The 16220-nt window shown below is 64.7% G+C and carries 13 protein-coding genes, 1 tRNA gene and 1 pseudogene; 5 read left to right on the top strand and 10 right to left on the bottom strand.

Translation table 11 applies throughout. From position 1 onward, the window contains the following. Positions 1-125 precede the first annotated feature (125 nt). Positions 126-1208, top strand: coding sequence for a M24 family metallopeptidase (locus PHA81_RS10600; protein WP_273836743.1), 1083 nt, complete (start codon positions 126-128; stop codon positions 1206-1208). A gap of 271 nt (positions 1209-1479) precedes the next feature. Here PHA81_RS10600 and PHA81_RS10595 read toward each other — a convergent pair. The 4 genes and pseudogenes from PHA81_RS10595 to PHA81_RS10580 form a co-directional block, all read right to left on the bottom strand. Beyond that, positions 1480-2303 (bottom strand): annotated as a pseudogene (locus PHA81_RS10595) (transposase). 311 nt (positions 2304-2614) lie between these two features. Continuing rightward, positions 2615-3532, bottom strand: a complete 918-nt coding sequence (locus PHA81_RS10590) for a GNAT family N-acetyltransferase (RefSeq protein ID WP_273836742.1) — start codon at positions 3530-3532, stop codon at positions 2615-2617. A gap of 1 nt (position 3533) precedes the next feature. Then, positions 3534-4829 carry a Glu-tRNA(Gln) amidotransferase subunit GatD gene (gene gatD / locus PHA81_RS10585; protein ID WP_273836741.1) on the bottom strand — a complete coding sequence of 432 codons (1296 nt, stop codon included), beginning with the start codon at positions 4827-4829 and terminating at the stop codon, positions 3534-3536. A 66-nt stretch (positions 4830-4895) separates the two neighbouring features. Beyond that, the gene (locus PHA81_RS10580; protein ID WP_273836740.1) at positions 4896-6248 is read right to left on the bottom strand and encodes an NADH:flavin oxidoreductase; all 1353 of its coding nucleotides are present in this window, start codon (positions 6246-6248) and stop codon (positions 4896-4898) included. A 106-nt stretch (positions 6249-6354) separates the two neighbouring features. Here PHA81_RS10580 and PHA81_RS10575 point away from each other — a divergent pair, with 106 nt between their 5' ends. Next, positions 6355-6894: a hypothetical protein gene (locus PHA81_RS10575; RefSeq protein WP_273836739.1), complete on the top strand. Its 540-nt coding sequence runs from the start codon at positions 6355-6357 to the stop codon at positions 6892-6894. A 212-nt stretch (positions 6895-7106) separates the two neighbouring features. Here PHA81_RS10575 and PHA81_RS10570 read toward each other — a convergent pair whose 3' ends face one another. Together PHA81_RS10570 and PHA81_RS10565 are read right to left on the bottom strand one after the other, a co-directional pair. Continuing rightward, a complete protein-coding gene (locus PHA81_RS10570; protein ID WP_273836738.1) occupies positions 7107-7796 on the bottom strand; it encodes a metalloregulator ArsR/SmtB family transcription factor in 690 nt (229 codons plus the stop codon). 117 nt (positions 7797-7913) lie between these two features. Continuing rightward, positions 7914-8492: a hypothetical protein gene (locus tag PHA81_RS10565; protein ID WP_005038999.1), complete on the bottom strand. Its 579-nt coding sequence runs from the start codon at positions 8490-8492 to the stop codon at positions 7914-7916. Positions 8493-8659: 167 nt separating this feature from the next. Between PHA81_RS10565 and PHA81_RS10560 the strand changes: the two genes are divergently transcribed. Beyond that, positions 8660-8803, top strand: coding sequence for a hypothetical protein (locus PHA81_RS10560; RefSeq protein WP_241430231.1), 144 nt, complete (start codon positions 8660-8662; stop codon positions 8801-8803). A gap of 68 nt (positions 8804-8871) precedes the next feature. Here the strand turns inward: PHA81_RS10560 and PHA81_RS10555 are convergent, their stop codons facing one another. Then, a complete protein-coding gene (locus PHA81_RS10555) occupies positions 8872-9819 on the bottom strand; it encodes a thiamine-phosphate synthase family protein (RefSeq protein WP_273836736.1) in 948 nt (315 codons plus the stop codon). 209 nt (positions 9820-10028) lie between these two features. On the opposite strand from PHA81_RS10555, the gene PHA81_RS10550 reads away from it, so the two are divergent. Further along, a complete protein-coding gene (locus PHA81_RS10550) occupies positions 10029-10379 on the top strand; it encodes a DUF5802 family protein (RefSeq protein ID WP_273836735.1) in 351 nt (116 codons plus the stop codon). An 81-nt stretch (positions 10380-10460) separates the two neighbouring features. Beyond that, complete coding sequence (gene thrS / locus PHA81_RS10545; RefSeq protein ID WP_273836734.1) at positions 10461-12386, top strand: threonine--tRNA ligase; 1926 nt, start codon at positions 10461-10463, stop codon at positions 12384-12386. A gap of 283 nt (positions 12387-12669) precedes the next feature. Here the strand turns inward: thrS and katG are convergent, their stop codons facing one another. From katG to PHA81_RS10530, 3 genes are all read right to left on the bottom strand, one after another. Continuing rightward, complete coding sequence (gene katG, locus PHA81_RS10540; protein ID WP_273836733.1) at positions 12670-14814, bottom strand: catalase/peroxidase HPI; 2145 nt, start codon at positions 14812-14814, stop codon at positions 12670-12672. Positions 14815-15416: 602 nt separating this feature from the next. Beyond that, positions 15417-15489: transfer RNA gene (locus PHA81_RS10535), tRNA-Arg, on the bottom strand. 57 nt (positions 15490-15546) lie between these two features. Next, complete coding sequence (locus PHA81_RS10530) at positions 15547-16131, bottom strand: 2Fe-2S iron-sulfur cluster-binding protein (protein ID WP_273836732.1); 585 nt, start codon at positions 16129-16131, stop codon at positions 15547-15549. Between the last annotated feature and the right edge of the window lie 89 nt (positions 16132-16220).

Genomic DNA, 16220 nt, shown 5'->3' with positions numbered 1-16220 from the left:
TTACACAAACTCGAAAAACCCCTCGCTCTCCTCCATCAGACGACCTCCGACTCATCTGGGAATCGGGGCTCAGCAACGATCTACCGAACCAAAGGTATAGGCTCCTGGCCGTGCCCATCGGCCACATGGAAACGAAACTCGCACGGCTCGATGGGCTTCTCGACGAACGCGAGCTCGCGGCAGTGTGGTTCGGGCGGCCGAACACGTTCGCATGGCTCCTTGGCGGGAACAGCGTCGTCGACGAGGAAACCACGGTCGGCGTCGCGGCCGTCGGCTACGACGGCGATGGGCTGACGGTCGTCACGGACAACATCGAGGCCCCGCGACTGCGCGAGGAAGAACTCCCCGATGGAGTCGCCATCGAGACGGCCGACTGGTACGCGGCGGACCTCGCGGCAGCGATCGCCGAGCGCTCGCCCACGCCCGCAACGGCGGATTTCGACGTTCCAGGCTTCGAGTCCGTCGACGCCAGCGGACTCCGGCAGCCGCTCGTCGAGACCGACATCGCGGCCTATCGCGAACTTGGTCGTGACACCGCCGCGGCCGTCGAAGACGTCTGTCGGGAGCTCGATCCGACGGACACCGAGCGGGGGGTCGCGGGACGGCTCGCCGGGGCGCTCGCGGATCGGGGAATCGCCGCCCCCGTAGCGTTGGTCGGGAGCGGGGAGCGCGCTCAGCAGTACCGCCACTACACCCCGACCGACGCACAGCTGGGATCGTACGTCCTCGTGTCGGTGACCGCACGGCGGGCCGGCCTCCACGCGAGCTGCACCCGAACCGTGGCGTTCGACCCGCCGTCGTGGCTGGACGACCGACACGCGACCGCGGCCCGCATCGAGACGAGCGCGCTCGCGGCAACACGGGCTGTCGGCCGCGAGGGCGGCACCGCAGCAGACGTCTTCGAGCAGATTCAGGACGCGTACGCAGCCCTCGGCTACCCGGACGAGTGGCGCGCGCATCACCAAGGCGGCGCGGCGGGCTACGCCGGCCGCGAGTGGATCGCCACGCCGACCCACGATGCACCGGTCGAGCTCCCGATGGGCTACGCGTGGAACCCGACGGTTCAGGGCGCGAAAAGCGAGGACACGATGCTCGTGACCGAAAACGGGTTCGAGCCGCTCACGATGACCGGCGACTGGCCCACCCGATCCGTGTCGGCGGTCGGAACAGATGTCGAACTGGAACGTCACGACGTGCTTCGGCTGTGATCGAGACGAGCGACAAGATCAGTTCGCACGATTACCCCGGCGACCCAGTCGAAACCACACTGTCGGCCGAGAGTAGCGGTTCGTTTTCCGTGGTTTTGAAGATTAATAACTGTACTTTCTTGAGAGTCACGTCGCTGTCGGAGTGAGATCGTATTGAAAGCGTTGGTGAGAGATAGTTCAGAGATTGTCGTAAATAGACCGGTTTTGAGTCGTTTTTTGGCATCAGAACAGCTGTAATCTGCTCTATTGAAAATGCGGTACGAGAGTACGATCATAGCGTCTTGGCGAGCTTCTTGATGTTGTTGAGCGCGAACAGGAGAACGATCTCACGGAACTGGCGATACCAGAACCGCGAACGCAGGACTCCGCCCTGCGTTCGCTTGACCGTCGAGTAGGAGGTTTCGGACATCCACCGCTGGGTGTAGCCCTTCGCTCGGATGAGAGCGTTATTCGCTGTAGCCATCGATTTCGATCCTTGGTGCTGAACGAGGTATTCAACGTCCAGTGCGGCGATTTCGCATTCGGTGTGCCAGTCCTGGAAGCCGTTGTCAGCAGCCACGGACCGCAGGTCGTCCGCGTTCCGGCGGACGACCCGCGGGCCAGCCTTCGTGTCGTGTTCGTGCTCGATACAGCAATGGACGTCCGGCACCGCAAGCGACTTTGTATCGGTCAACGTCGTTGCTTTGATCGTCTTCACGCTTCGCCCACATCGTTGGAGGTAGTACTGAGAGGCTTGCTTCCGTTCGAAGAATGTGCTGTCCAATGCGACGTGTCCAGACTGCGGGTGTTGCTGCGCTGAGACGCGCAGCAACGCCCGACAGATGTACATCGCGTACCGATCGAGTGAGTGGTAGAACGCGGTAGGGTCAGGCAATGCATCTGGATGAAGGCCGAGCCGATCATATATCTCCGGCATGAGGCTCAACCGATCGACGAGTTCGGCGTAGCTGTGGCCTCTTCCTTGCGAATACAGTGTGCGACGATGTGAGCCTCGCGGGCAAGCCCGACTCGGGCGGGCTTGCCCGCTCGCTTCCCCAACGCTTGTTTGGCTACACGCAGTGCTGTCTCAACGAGGTCGAGAAGCGCGACTCCCATAATCGACTTCTCGACCTCGTTTCCTCAAACTCATTACGGAGAAATCCCGTCGCTGCCGTCCATTTTCAATAGAGCACTGTAATCGGATTCAGGCAGTCAATGGATGAAAGTTGTACCGGTATGGACATGCAGGTTTGAGAAATGAGTGAGGTGGCTGGCGGATATCGAAAGTATAGATTGTTTTGTTTGCTAGATTGAGGAGATGCCACGAGAGGAATCGGACAGCGACACGCTGGCGATCAGTAGCAGCCGGCCGCGGCTGGTCGGTGCGTGAGAGCGCAGCGAAAACGGGACGAGAGTCTGGCGCGATCTCAGACGAGCGGGGCTTCGAGCACGAAGTCTGGATTTTCACCGAGGGCAACGTGGGCAGCCGCCACGTCGGAGACGTGTCTCGGGGTTTCGGGGACGAGTACGCGCACGCGGTCGGCACCGATCGCCGCCGCATCCGCACTGATCGCACGAAAGAGCGCGCGTGCGGCCCCGAGATCGGACCATGCACCGACGCCGTACTCGGCCCAGCGTTCGGTTCTGCCGTCGGTCTCGCGTTCGTAATCGCGCACCCGATGGGCCATCGCCCGCGTACCGTCGTCCTCGCGGCGAACAGCGAACACCCGCGTCTCCTCGGCCGCACGGTGGAGCCCCTCGCGAGTGAGTTCGGACATCGCCCACGACTCGTCGGCGTCGAGTGCGAGTCCGGAAAGTGCGGTGTAGGCGTCCGAGCGCCGCCAGAAACTCCACGCCGCGTCCGGATCGTCGGCGAGCGTGTAGGCTTTCGGCAGGGTGGCGTCGGGATCGGGGTCGGGATGCGCCCACCGGAACTCACACAGCGGCGCGAAGCCGACGGCGCGCGACCCGCCGAGACCGGCGGCGTTCCACGAGAAGACCATGTTCCGAACGACGGTCGCACCGCGCTCGCGCGCCCACCTGAAGAGCGCGTCGTTGAGCTGCGTGCTCAGTCCTTCACCGCGGTACTCGGGGTTGACCCGCATCCCCTGGGCCCACGCCTCGTGTTCGGAGAGGAGCACGCCCTGACAGATGCCTGCGACGTCGTCCCCCGAATCGACGAGGAAGGTTCGTTGGCTGTCGCCGTCGCCCGCGATCCACTCGTGGTAGATCTCGGGGATGTAGTCGCCGCTGTCGCGGTCGGCCCACGTCTCGCGAGTGAACGCCGCGACGTCTTCATAATCGTCGGGTCTGGCCTGCCGGATCGTGATATCGGTCACGCTCACGTCACCGCGCCTCCGGGACGGGACGGTTTTCCGGCGGTACCGAGCGCTCGGTGAGCTCGCCAACGAGCGAGGTTCCCATCGTGGCGGCGACGTCCTCGCTGCTCTCGCTGTTCGCCAGCGCCCACATCAGTTTGACCTTCGCGGTGCCCGGAAGGAGGTCCTCGCCCTCGATCACGCCCGCATCAAGGAGGTCCCGCCCGGTGTCGTACACACGATCACAGACCCGGCCGCCGAGACACTGGCTCGTCATCACCACGCTGGTCCCGTCCGCGACGAGTTCCGCGATCCGGGGGATCCAGTCGGTGTGGACATGCCCGAGTCCCGTGCCTTCGATCACGAGTCCCGCGCTCCCCGCGGCCGCGTCGAGCATCGCCTCACTGGTCCCGGGCGTGAACTTCACCAGCTCGACGTCGGTTTCGAGAGCGGGCGCGACGTCAAGTTCGGCTGCACCGCGCTCGGCGTGTTTACGTCGGAATCGGACGTCGATGGTGTCGGTGGAGCCGTCATCGCCACCGTACGCCACCGTTCCGAGTGGCTCGGCTCCGACGGTTTCGAACGCATCCCGGCGGGAGGTGTGGTTCTTTCGGACCCTGGTTCCACGGTGGAGCGCACACCGGTCGTCGGACTCGCTCGCGTGCATGCAGACCAGCACCTCGGCACAGTCGCTCTTCGCAGCCTCGACCGCACAGACCGCGTTCATCACGTTGTCCGAGGAGGGTCGATCGGCCGAGCGCTGGCTACCCGTAAAGACCACCGGGACGGGTGTATCGAGCATGAAGGCGAGCGCGCTCGCGGAGAACTGCATCGTGTCGGTGCCGTGCATCACGACCACGCCGTCCGCTCCAGCTTCGATCTCCTCGTGGACGGCGTGAGCGAGATCCTGCCACACGTCGGGCGTCATGTTCTCCGAGAGGATGTTCGCCACGACGCGGCCCCGGTAGTTCGCCCTTCCTGCGAGATCCGGCACCGCCCGAAGGACGTCCTCCGCGTCGAACTGTGCGGTCACCGCGCCAGTCCGGTAGTCGACCGTCGAGGCGATCGTTCCGCCCGTGGAGATGAGCGCCACGGTCGGCAGATCGTCGTCGAACTCGACGGCCGAGGAATCGTCGTCTTCCTCACTGCCGACATCGTAGACGTCCGACTCGACGACTTCGACGGTCGCGTCCGCGCGCTCGACACCGACGTTGTACCCGCCGTCGAGTTTGAGCACGGCGTGGTCGTCGGTCGTCGACGGCAGCAACACGCCCTCGTGAGTCCGCCCGTCGCGCGTGAGGCGGATGCGATCTCCCGGATTCATACCCGTTCTACCGGGCCGTCGGACTTCAACCCATTCGTTCTCCGATCGGTCGCCTTCGGGAAGAGCTCACCCGTCACGTTCGTCGCTCGGAGACCGCTCGTACGCACCGGCCCGCCGGAGTTCGACGGCCGCTTCGAGCACGCTGGGCGTCCGGCAGACACCACGTGCGCCGGTCGCCTGTGGCACGGCGCAGTTGTTGCAGTTCTCGCAGACTGCGTGGGGGTCCTCGGTCGGCGTCGTCCCGTTCGTCTCGACATCGAGCAGCCGGGCCGGCAGCCGGGGCTCGGCGTAAAACGGCCGGCCGACGCCGACCAGATCGCAGGCCGATCCCACGAGCGCATCCATCTCTGCACGCCCGCGGATCCCACCCTCACAGAGCACCGGCAGCGAGGTCGTTTCGCGCACCTGGCGACAGAGATCGGCGTTCCACGCCGGCTCGAAGTCGTAGTAGTGCGCTTGGAGACGATTCACGGCCGCCACGAGCCGCGCCCGTGCTCGGCCGCCGAACACCGCCGCGTAGTCGTCTTGAAACCGGTCGTCGCCCCACGCCTGCTCGGGATGCTGGCCGCGAACGAGACTCAGGTCCCAGAACGTCGACCCTCGGACCGGCACCACGGCGTCGAAGCCGATCCGCTCGGCGTGCTCGGCGAGCCGAACCCCATCAGCCGCAGAGAGCCGAGGGCGGACGAACGGCGGCGCAGCCGTCTCGACCGGGATCTTCGTCAGCACGGGGAGGTCGCCGACCCGCTCGCGGATCTCCTCGTGGACGAGTTCGAGAAAGCGCAGTCGAGCCCCGAACGATCCGCCGAACTCGTCCGATCGACGGTTGTAGTACGGCGAACAGAACTGCTGGATGATCCCCATGTTCGCACCCGCGAGATGGATGCCGTCGTAGCCCGCCGCGACCGCATGGCCGGCTGCGCGTCCGAAGTCGGCGGCGAGATCGTAGACGTCCGCGGTCGAGAGCACATCGAAGTCGTAGTCGAGAAAGCCAGCCCGCGCCGCGAGCCGGAGGAGTCGTGGTGGCTTCGAAACCGCGAGCTGCCGGAGATCGGGGTTGGCTGCGCGATACGGTCGGTGCCAGGTTTCGAGCGATCGAACTCCTCCATGGTCGAGCTGGGCCACGATCCGCGCGCCGTGGTCGTGGATCGCGTCGGTGAGCCGTCGGAGGTCGTCGGCGCGGTCGGCGGTGGCGAGGTGGGTCATGTTGGGCGCGACCCGGCCGCCCTCGCGTCGAACCGGCATCGCGCCCTGGAAGATCAGCCCAGCGCCCGCGGCCGCCGCGGGTTCGAGTTCGTCGACAAGCCGATCGATCGCGTCCGGTCCATCGCCCGCGCATTCGAGCAGCGGCGCGCGGTAGAGCCGATTGAGAAGATCGAGGCCGGCGATTTCGGCGGGTGTGTCGAGATCCGGCGGCACGGACGATACACGGCCCCGATCGGCTTAGCGGTTGGGTCGGGGTGACGGCCGGACGATTTCGCCGCTCTGGGGAAAAGCCCATGCCCGTGGGTAACGAAGTGCCGGCATGGCCGACAGCGGTGGCGAACGCACGAAAACCCGCGACGTCGACGACCTCCTCGCCGACGTCGACGACATCACGGTCGACGACGGTGACGCGACGACCGGCTCCAGCACCGGCACGGCCGATCGCGTCGACAATCGAGAACGCGCGTCGCGCGGAACCGATCAGGGCGGATCGAGACTCCGCGACCGTGCCGGACAGCTGTTCTCGCTCCGGACGTTCGTCGTCGCGCTCGCGCTCACGGCGGTCGGCATGGCACTCGGCGGGTTCGTCCCGCTCGTCGGCGGCGTGCTCGGGTTCGTGGGGGTGTTCGTCGCGACCTTCGTTCTCGGGGCCGCTGGCGATCGGAGTCAGTACCTCGAGGCCGGCATCGCGAGCGCGGCCGTCGCCGGCGGGTGGTCGTTGTTCGGCAACCTCACGCTGGTGGCGGTCGGTGCCGGGCTCCCACTGCTCGTGGTGAACGCCGGCATCGGGCTGCTCGCTGGCCTCGTGGGCCACTACTTCGGCCGCGACCTCCGCGACGGACTGACTCGCGAGATATAGGAGAGAGCCACAGGTCGCGAGTCCCGAAACGTCGACGGCTCCACGGCAGCCACGGTTGACCCCGTTCACGACAGACGGGAACGAATCCACCACTTGGTCAAAAGAGTTTGTACGTACCTCGTGAACAACCACGAGATCGGTCGATCGAGTCGCTTGCTATCGACTGTTTTCGAGGATTTCTGCTACTCTCGTTCGCGGAGAAGTGTGATTTCTTACGTCCCGATCGTCCAGCTGTCGTCGTCCCGGCGAACGAAGTCGTGAGTCGAGAGGAGATCGAGCGCGTCCTCGACCACCGGGAGCGGCACACCGAGGTGTTCGGCGATCTCGTCGGACGTATCGGCCCCCGATTCGATCGCGGCGAGGACCTCGGCGCAGAAGCGCGCATCGCCGTGATCCGCGAACTTCCCCATGCCGTCGGCTGCGAGACCTTCCTCGATCCGGTCGGTGAGCGCGTCGCGCAGCGACGTGAGTCGGCCCTGGACCCACCGCTGGGCCAGCGAGAGCTCGTCCTCCAGCTGGTCGAGTCGCTGGAGATCGTCCGCGAGCGCGGACAGTTCGCTGGTATCACTCGCCGAAACGTCGATCGAGACGTACCGACAGGTCGTGAGATCGAGGCTCGAACTCGCCGGATAGGCGCTTTTCGCGCCGAACCCGTACGGCGAGACGTTGACTTCGAGCCGGAGGTTCCGCGAGATACGGAAATACTTCCGACGGCCATCGTCGGCCCGGCTCTCGACGAGGCCCGCGTCCTCCAGCTTCCGGAGGTGGCCGATCACCGCCTTCGGACTCACGCCGAGCGACTCGCTGATCTCGGTGACGTAACACGGTCGCCGGGCGAGCAGCCGGAGGATGCGCCGGCGGTTCTCGTTGCCGAGGAGATCGAGCAGCGCCGCTGAGTCCATTCACCTGTGGTTAGTGCCGCACGGACAAAAGGATGACTCCACACGGGCGTTCGCCACGGACCGCCGGCGGCCACGCTCACGACGTGCGTGCTACGTCGTGGGGATTTGCGAGACCCGTCAGTCGTACTTCGAGGCGACGGTCCTGTCCGCACCGCCCGGACGGTCGGGATCGGGGCTGTCGATCTGCGATCGGTTGTTCGCTCCAGCGTCCGGTACGGAGAGGTTCGCAGCGCGGCGTGCGAGCTGGTCCAGTCCCGAGGCGTTCACGCCCGCGCTCGCCGCGACGGTCTTGGCGTCGTTGATCGCCGCCCGGAGCGCTGTGACATCGGCCACGAGCCGTTCCCACCTCGCACGGTGACGTACCGATCGGTTGGTTTCCGTGGGCGTGAACGTGCGCAATCGCTCGTCGGTCTGATTGAGGCGACCCCGGAGCGTTGCGGCCCGCTGCTCGACGAGATCCTGCTTGTTGGACTGGTTCTCGGTACGTTCGAACGCGGCGAGCCACATCCCCGAATCGACCGCGCCGTTGGCCGCGGCGGTGCGTTGTTGCATGAACACCGACACCTCCCCGCCGAGTTCCGTCTGCGGAGTCGGTTGGGTTGCCGTCGTGGCTCCGGCCTGGGAACCGGCGCTCAAACCCATGGTTCCACAGAGCAGCAGCGAGACGAGGAGCACCGCGGCGTCGTTCGCGTTCACTACACGCTCGTTGCACGGACTGGAATAAAAGCGCGACGGCCGTTCGTGGTGGCCAATACCATGCATTCACCGCAGCAACCGGCGGGACCAACCGACGCACTCGCGAAATAACGGTGAAACCGTCGGGTGTCCGAAATTACAAGTATCGCCACGTGGTATCGTGGGTCATGGCAGTGTGTCCCAGCTGCGAGGCCGACATCACGGTCTGGGCCGAGCGACTCGAACAGGCGAGCGCGGCGAGCACCCCGAAAGTCTGGACCTGTCCGGAGTGTGATGCGGTGCTCGGTATCTCCGACTGGGGCTCCCAGTGACGAACCGACCGCTCTCGTCGACGAGAGTTTCGGGGTAGTGATGGGCTTGTGCGACTGATTTCGGGGGATTATGGCGCAGCGTCGGAGTCGTTGGGGGCATCCGCGGCAGCGGCGAGGTCGGCGGCGAGCGCGGCGGCCTCGACTGCGGTCGTCCCGAGAAGGTAGGTCACGGGTTCGATACCGAACGCGCCCTCGTGATAGATGACCTGTGGGACCGTTCCGCGCTCGTGAAACCGATTTCGGAGGTGCTCGGCGCGGTTCTCGTAGCCCGCTTCGAATCGGAGTGGATCGATACCACGGTCACGGGCCGCCGTGAGGAGTGCGTCAGAGGTAGCGAGGTTGAGTGCCCCCCGAATCGATGGCTCGATGGCCATCGCGGCGATCACGGTTCGGGCGACGTGCTGGGAGGCACCGAACTCCGGACGTGCTGGAACGAGGACCCGATCCCCTACTGCGTGCAGCCGACCGGGAACGGCTGCGACTTCGGTTTCGTCGGTCGCCTCCGGAACCGCCGTGGCGATGTTCGTTCCGACGTTTGGGATATGTGCAGCGACGGCGGACGTGTTCGTCACTCGACGGACGGCGGTCCGAACGGCCGTGAGCGCGTCCCGCTCGGCGAGGACACCGGTGTCGGTGCCCCGGACACACAGATCACAGCCGAGACCGGAGAGTGCGGGCATCTCTTCCTCGTGGACGGCACAGATGGGACCACGGTCCTCGAACTCGCGGATCAGTTCGAGAAGCTCGGCCAGCGCTTCATAACTGTCCATCGTGTCGGCGGCGAACCCCTCGGCGATCCGCGTCATCGTCGCCTGCATGCGGTCGTCCTCGCGGAAGCGCTCCTCGACGACGCCGTTCTGGCCGAGGGTTTTGCTGACCGCGGCTTGCGTTACGCCCAACCGATCAGCGATCTCCTGTTGGGTGAGGCCGCGTTCGTCGAGTTCGTCCGCCAGCATCGCCCGAGCAGTCGGGAGGAAGCGCTCGACGACGATCTCGCTCGGGAGTCGCAACGACATAGCACCCGATTCATCGACAGCAGGGATAAATCGTGGCCATCGATGGATTCGAACCACCCCGACAACGATCGGATAGTGGGTTTCACTCTCGGCAGAAACAACCGTCCAACGACGACGGATTCTGCAACGATCGATCGGTCGTGAGCGATTGTGAAGACAGCACCGGGGAACGCTTATTACCGCTGGTGTGGTATATGTAAACGAGCATCATGTTTGAACGGTTCTCGCGCGGCTACTACCTCGGCCGGCTCTCCATCGAACCACATCCCCACGACGGATCACGACCGCTCATCCAGCGGACGACCCACGAGCGGCTCAACGAAGCGCTGTACGCGAAGGGTGAGGGGATCGAACGGACCGATCTCCCGCTCGTGATGAAGGTGGAGACCAGTCACCTCGCGGTCGGCGGGGACGATGGCGTGCCCGAGGACACGCTGTGGCTGTCGGAGGCGGTGCTCGCGGATCTCCGGATCGATACGCCGCCCACCCTCCAGGAGGTGCTGCTCGCCACGGCGGACCGCGCCGCCCAACTGCTCCGGCTTTCGGGCACGGCAGTCTGAGTGATCGGTTTCAGGCCAGCGGCGGCGTCGGGGTTCGGTCGTCTCAACAGGCTTATCCCGGGCGTGGCACCTACCCAACCCATGAGCGATGTCGTCGTGACGCTGCCGGACGGTTCCGAGCTCCCGATGGAGCCCGGTTCGACGGTCGAGGACGTAGCCTACGAGATCGGCCCGGGACTCGGGAGCGACACGATCGCGGGGGTCGTGGACGGCGAGCTCGTCGCCGCGGCCGAACCGATCACCGAGGACAGCCGGTTAGAGATCGTGACCGAGGACTCCGAGGAGTATCTCGACGTGCTCCGGCACTCCGCGGCCCACGTCTTCGCCCAGGCGCTCTCCCGGCTCCATCCCGAGGCGAAGCTCACCATCGGCCCGTGGACCGACGAGGGGTTCTACTACGATATCGCGAACGTCGACCTCGACAGCGAGGACCTCGACGCGATCGCCGAGGAGGCCCAGACCATCATCGACGCGGACCTCCCGATCGAGCGGGTCGAACGCCCCAGGGAGGAGGCCTTCGAGATCTACGAGGACAACCGATTCAAACGTGACATCCTCGACGAGGAAGCGGCGGGCGCAGACCCCGTGAGCTTCTACGAACAGGGCGACTTCTTCGATCTCTGCCAGGGCCCACACGTCGCCTCCACGGGTGAGATCGGCGGGTTCGCGCTGCTCGAAACCTCCGCGGCGTACTGGCGTGGCGAGGAAGAGAACGAATCGCTCACGCGAGTGTACGGAACGGCGTTTCCAAACGAGGACGACTTGGAGGGGTTCCTCGATCGGCGGGAGGAGGCCAAGGAACGCGACCACCGCAAGATCGGTCAGGAGATGGATCTCTTCAGCGTCCCCGATCACTCGCCGGGCAGCGTCCACTACCATCCCAACGGGATGACGATCCGCCGCGAGCTGGAGGAGTACATCCGCGAAATGAACGACAAACTCGGGTACGAGGAGGTCTGGACGCCAGAGCTCAACAAGACCGAGATCTGGAAACCGACGGGCCACTACGACAACTTCACCGCCGAAGGTGAGATGTTCGCATGGGAACAGGACGGCTTCGAGTACGGGCTGAAGCCGATGAACTGTGCGAACCACGCTCATCTCTACGATCGTGAGCGGTGGTCGTACCGCGACCTCCCGATGCGGTACTCCGAGTTCGGCACCGTCTATCGCAACGAACAGTCGGGCGAGCTCTCGGGAATGCTCCGAGTCAGGGGAATGACCCAGGACGACGGCCACGCGTTCGTCCGTCCCGATCAGCTCGAAGACGAGATCACCCAGACCCTCAAGGTGATCGAAGAGATCTACAGCCAGTTCGATCTCGAAGTGCTCTACAAACTCGAAACCCAGGGCGACAACGCCATCGGGAGCGACGATATCTGGGAGCAGGCCACCGACGCGCTAGTCGATGCACTCGAAACCGAGGGTCTCGAATACGAGGTCGAGGACGGCGAGGCGGCTTTCTACGGACCGAAGATCGGGCTCGACGCCCGAGACGCGCTCGGCCGTGAGTGGACGATCGGCACGGTACAGGTGGACTTCAACATCCCCGAACGCCTCGATCTGGTCTATGTCGGCGAAGACAACGAGGAACACCGTCCGGTGACGATCCACCGCGCGCTGCTGGGGAGCTTCGAGCGGTTCATGGGCGTCCTGATCGAGCACTACAAGGGCAACTTCCCGCTCTGGCTCGCGCCCGAACAGGTCCGCGTCCTGCCGGTGAGCGACGACAACCTCGAGTACGCCGAATCGGTCGCCGCGGAGCTCGACGGGTTCCGGACCGAAATCGAGACCCGCTCGTGGACGGTGGGACGGAAGATCCGCGCTGGCCACGACGACCGAGTGCCGTACATGCTGATCGTCGGCGATACCGAGGAAGAAGCGGGAACCGTCTCGGTGCGCGACCGCGAGGAACGCGAGCGCGACGGGGTCGCTCTCGACGAGTTCCGAGCGGCGCTGGAAACCGAGCGCGACGAGAAGCTGACCGCCCCGGCGTTTCTCGACTGACTGCGAAGTACCGGGACCGTTTCTGAGAACCGACGAACCTCGCCATCTGTTTTTCGCCAGTAGGTTCACCGAAAGCACGAGACAATCGAAGCAGTGTTCGGGAAGTCCGACACTGTCATCAGCCGATGATCGTTCGTGTCAGAATATCGGTGTCGTCCCTGGCAGAGGCACGTCCACTCCGTCCAGCACTTCGTCACGAAGCAGTGGCAGAAAACGGCGTGGTAACCGTGGCGACACGTCATCGAGACGTCGGCATGGCCACCGACCGGACTCGCAGCGCGGATTACTCGAGGTCGAAGCAGTCGTTGGTCATCACTTTGTGCCACGCGTCCACGAAGTCGTCCACGAACTCCTCCTCTGCGTCATCGGCTCCGTACACCTCGGCGATGGCTCGGAGTCGGGAGTTCGACCCGAAGACGAGATCCACACGGGTAGCCTTCCGGACGAGTTCGCCCGTGTCGCGGTCGTACCCCTCGAACACGTGCTCGTCCTCCGAGACCGGTTCCCACTCCGTGTCCATGCCGAGCAGGTTCACGAAGAAGTCGTTGGTCAGCGTCGCCGGTCGGTCGGTGAAGACGCCGAGATCGGAGCCGTCGTAGTTCGCGTCCAGCGCCCGCATCCCGCCGACGAGCACCGTCATCTCGGGCGCGGTCAGATTCAGGAGCTCCGACCGGTCGACCAGCATCTCCTCGGCCGGCTGGTCGGCCTCGTCCGAGCGGTAGTTCCGGAACCCGTCCGCCGCCGGCTTGAGTGCCTCGAAGGACTCGACGTCGGTCTGCTCCTGAGAGGCGTCCGTCCGGCCCGGTTCGAACGGGATGTTCACGTCGTGGCCGGCCTCGGCCGCCGCCTCCTCGACAGCCGCGTTGCCACCCAGCACGATCAGGTCGGCGAGCGAGACTTTCGTCCCGTCCGAGCGCGAGTCGTTGAACTCCTCGCGGATCTCGTCGAGCGTGTCCAGCACGGTCGTCAGCTCCCCCGACTGGTTGACCTCCCAGTCCCGCTGCGGTCGGAGACGGAGCCGAGCGCCGTTCGCGCCACCGCGCTTGTCGCTGTCGCGGTACGTCGACGCCGACGCCCAGGCGGTTCTGACCAGTCCGGTGACGGACAGCTCCGAATCGAGGATCTCCTCTTCGAGTGCGGCGATCTCTTCCGCCCCGATCAGACTATGGTCGACATCGGGGAGCGGATCCTGCCACAGCATCTCCTCGTCGGGCACTTCGGGACCGAGGAGCCGGGTCGGCGGGCCCATGTCGCGGTGAATCAGTTTGTACCACGCTTTCGCGAACGCCTGCTGGAACTTGCGGGGGTCCTCCTGGAAGCGTTCGAGGACCTCCCGATAGTCCGAATCACGCTTCAGGGCGACGTCCGTCGTCAGCATCATGGGATCGACCGTTGCCGAGGAATCGTGGGCGTCCGGTACGGTGTCCTGTAGCTCCTCGTCGACCGGTCGCCACTGCCATGCACCGCCGGGACCCTTGTGCGCCTCCCACTCGTAGTCGAGCAGGTTGTCGATATACCCCATGTCCCACATGGTCGGCGTGCCGTTCCAGGGACCCTCGATGCCACCGGTGATCGTGTCGGCCCCTTTGCCGGATTCGTAGTCGCTCTCCCAGCCCAGGCCCTGTGACTCCATGGGGGCTGCCTCGGGTTCGGGGCCGAGATGCTCGGGATCGTCGGCACCGTGGACCTTCCCGAACGTGTGTCCGCCGGCGATGAGCGCGACCGTCTCCTCGTCGTTCATCGCCATGTGGTCGAACGTCTCGCGGATGTTGTGTGCCGATCCCTCGACGTCGGGCTCACCGTACGGCCCCTCGGGGTTCACGTAGATGAGCCCCATGACGGTGTTTCCGAGTGGGTTCTCGAGGTCGCCCTCCTCGTCGAAACGTTCGGAGGAGGTGACCTCCATGTCGTCTTCGGGCCCCCAGTCGACCGCCTCGTCGGGCATGTACGCGTCCTCGCGTCCGCCGCCGAAGCCGAACGTCTCGAACCCCATCGACTCCAAGGCGACGTTCCCCGTCAAGACGATCATATCGGCCCACGAGAGGCTCTTGCCGTATTTCTGCTTGACCGGCCAGAGCAGGCGTCGGGCCTTGTCGAGGTTCGCGTTGTCGGGCCAGCTGTTGAGTGGTGCGAGCCGCTGTCCGGCGCGGTTCGCGCCACCGCGGCCGTCGGCGACGCGGTACGTGCCGGCGCTGTGCCACGCCATCCGGATCATCAGCGGACCGTAGTGGCCGTAGTCGGCCGGCCACCACTCCTGGGACGTCGTCAGCACGTCCTCGATGTCCGCCTTCACCTCGTCGAGATCGAGTTTCTCGAACTCCTCGGCGTAGTCGAACTCCTCGTCCATCGGATCGCCCGGGTGAGCGTTCCGGTCGAGGATCTCCAAGTCCAACTGATCCGGCCACCAATCCTGGTTCGATCTACTCATCGTCGAGCGACCTCCGAGAGCTCGTCGTCCGGTTCGCCCATCCCGTGTTTCGAATGTTCGTCTGACATGAGTCGAGCTGTCTACGGTGACACTCCGCGGCGAAGCAGTATAAATCTGACCAAACTAAGTCCACAATTTCCAGAATATATCTCCGGTAAGACGAACTATTTCTACCGATTTGCAAGACAGGCCGTGCTGGCCACCAGCGGATCGGCCACAATAAATCGAGAGACGCTGGTGTAATAGACCAGTGAATCGAAGGAGACGAAGTGAACGACGCCGCATCAGGTGGCCCGAAACCAGATTCAGGGGATCTCGATGAGGTGGCAATAGTTACGCATCACCGTTGACTGTGTATCCTCACGCAGTGTTCCGTGATCGTTCAGCTCCCGACGCAGACGGACGTCACACCGGCAAAACTGGGGTTGGTGACGATCGACGATCGAGAAGGGTTGGCAAGTGTCTGACGTCTCGATAGGCAAGTTCGTTCGAAAACCGAACGGTCGCGACGGGATTTGAACCCGGTACAAACCTCGCTTCGCTCGGTTTGCGTGATTCAAATCCTGCGTGCCAGTTCGCTCCTCACATCCGTTCGTCGCTCACGGGCGCGACGGGATTTGAACCCGCGACGTCTTGGTCCGGAACCAAGAACTCTATCCACTGAGCTACGCGCCCACGATCACCAGTAACGCCGATGCCGATTTAGTCGTTGTGAAAATCGTCCGCGCCGCGTCAGGGCGTCTCGCTGGTTTCGAGCGTGAGGTCGGCAGTCGGATAAGCCACACAGGTCAGCGTGTAGCCGTCGCCGAGCTCGTCCTCGCTGAGCATCTCTTGGCCGTCATGGGTCAGGTAGTCCTCGGAGGGGCCATCGGTGACCTGGCCGCCACACGAGACGCACTGGCCCTGTCGACAGGCGTAGGGCAGGTCCCAGCCCTCGTCCTCGCCGGCGTCGAGGAGGGTTTCGTTCTCCTTGACTTCGATCGTCTCGCCCTCCTTCACGTACTCGATATCGAAGCTCTCGGCCTCGTCGTCGGGGATCTCGGCCGGGCTGGGCTCTTCCTCTTCAGCTTCGCCCTCCGCGAGCTCGCCCTCGGCCTCGCCGCCACCGCCGACCGCGCTCCCCGGAACCGCTCCGCCGCCGATCGAGCGGTTCATCGGCTCGGGGAAATCGGTTTCAGGGACGCTCTCGGCGCGGTGTTCGAGGACGTCCTGGGAGATGTCGTTCGGGATGACCCGTTCGGTTCCTGGCGAGAAATGCAGCGCTACCATGACGAGCACAGCCAAGAGCCCAATGGAGAGACCGACGACCTCGACCATGAACGCGCTATGGAATCGTGGTTTAACTAGCTATCGGTCTCCCCACCCACCTTTTGCTGTCGCCCGAAAATCTCCGATTTTCGGGATGA

The sequence above is a fragment of the Halococcus sp. PRR34 genome (assembly GCF_028617175.1).
GTDB classification, from domain to species: domain Archaea; phylum Halobacteriota; class Halobacteria; order Halobacteriales; family Halococcaceae; genus Halococcus; species Halococcus salifodinae.
This window is presented reverse-complemented; position numbering and strand designations above follow the sequence as displayed.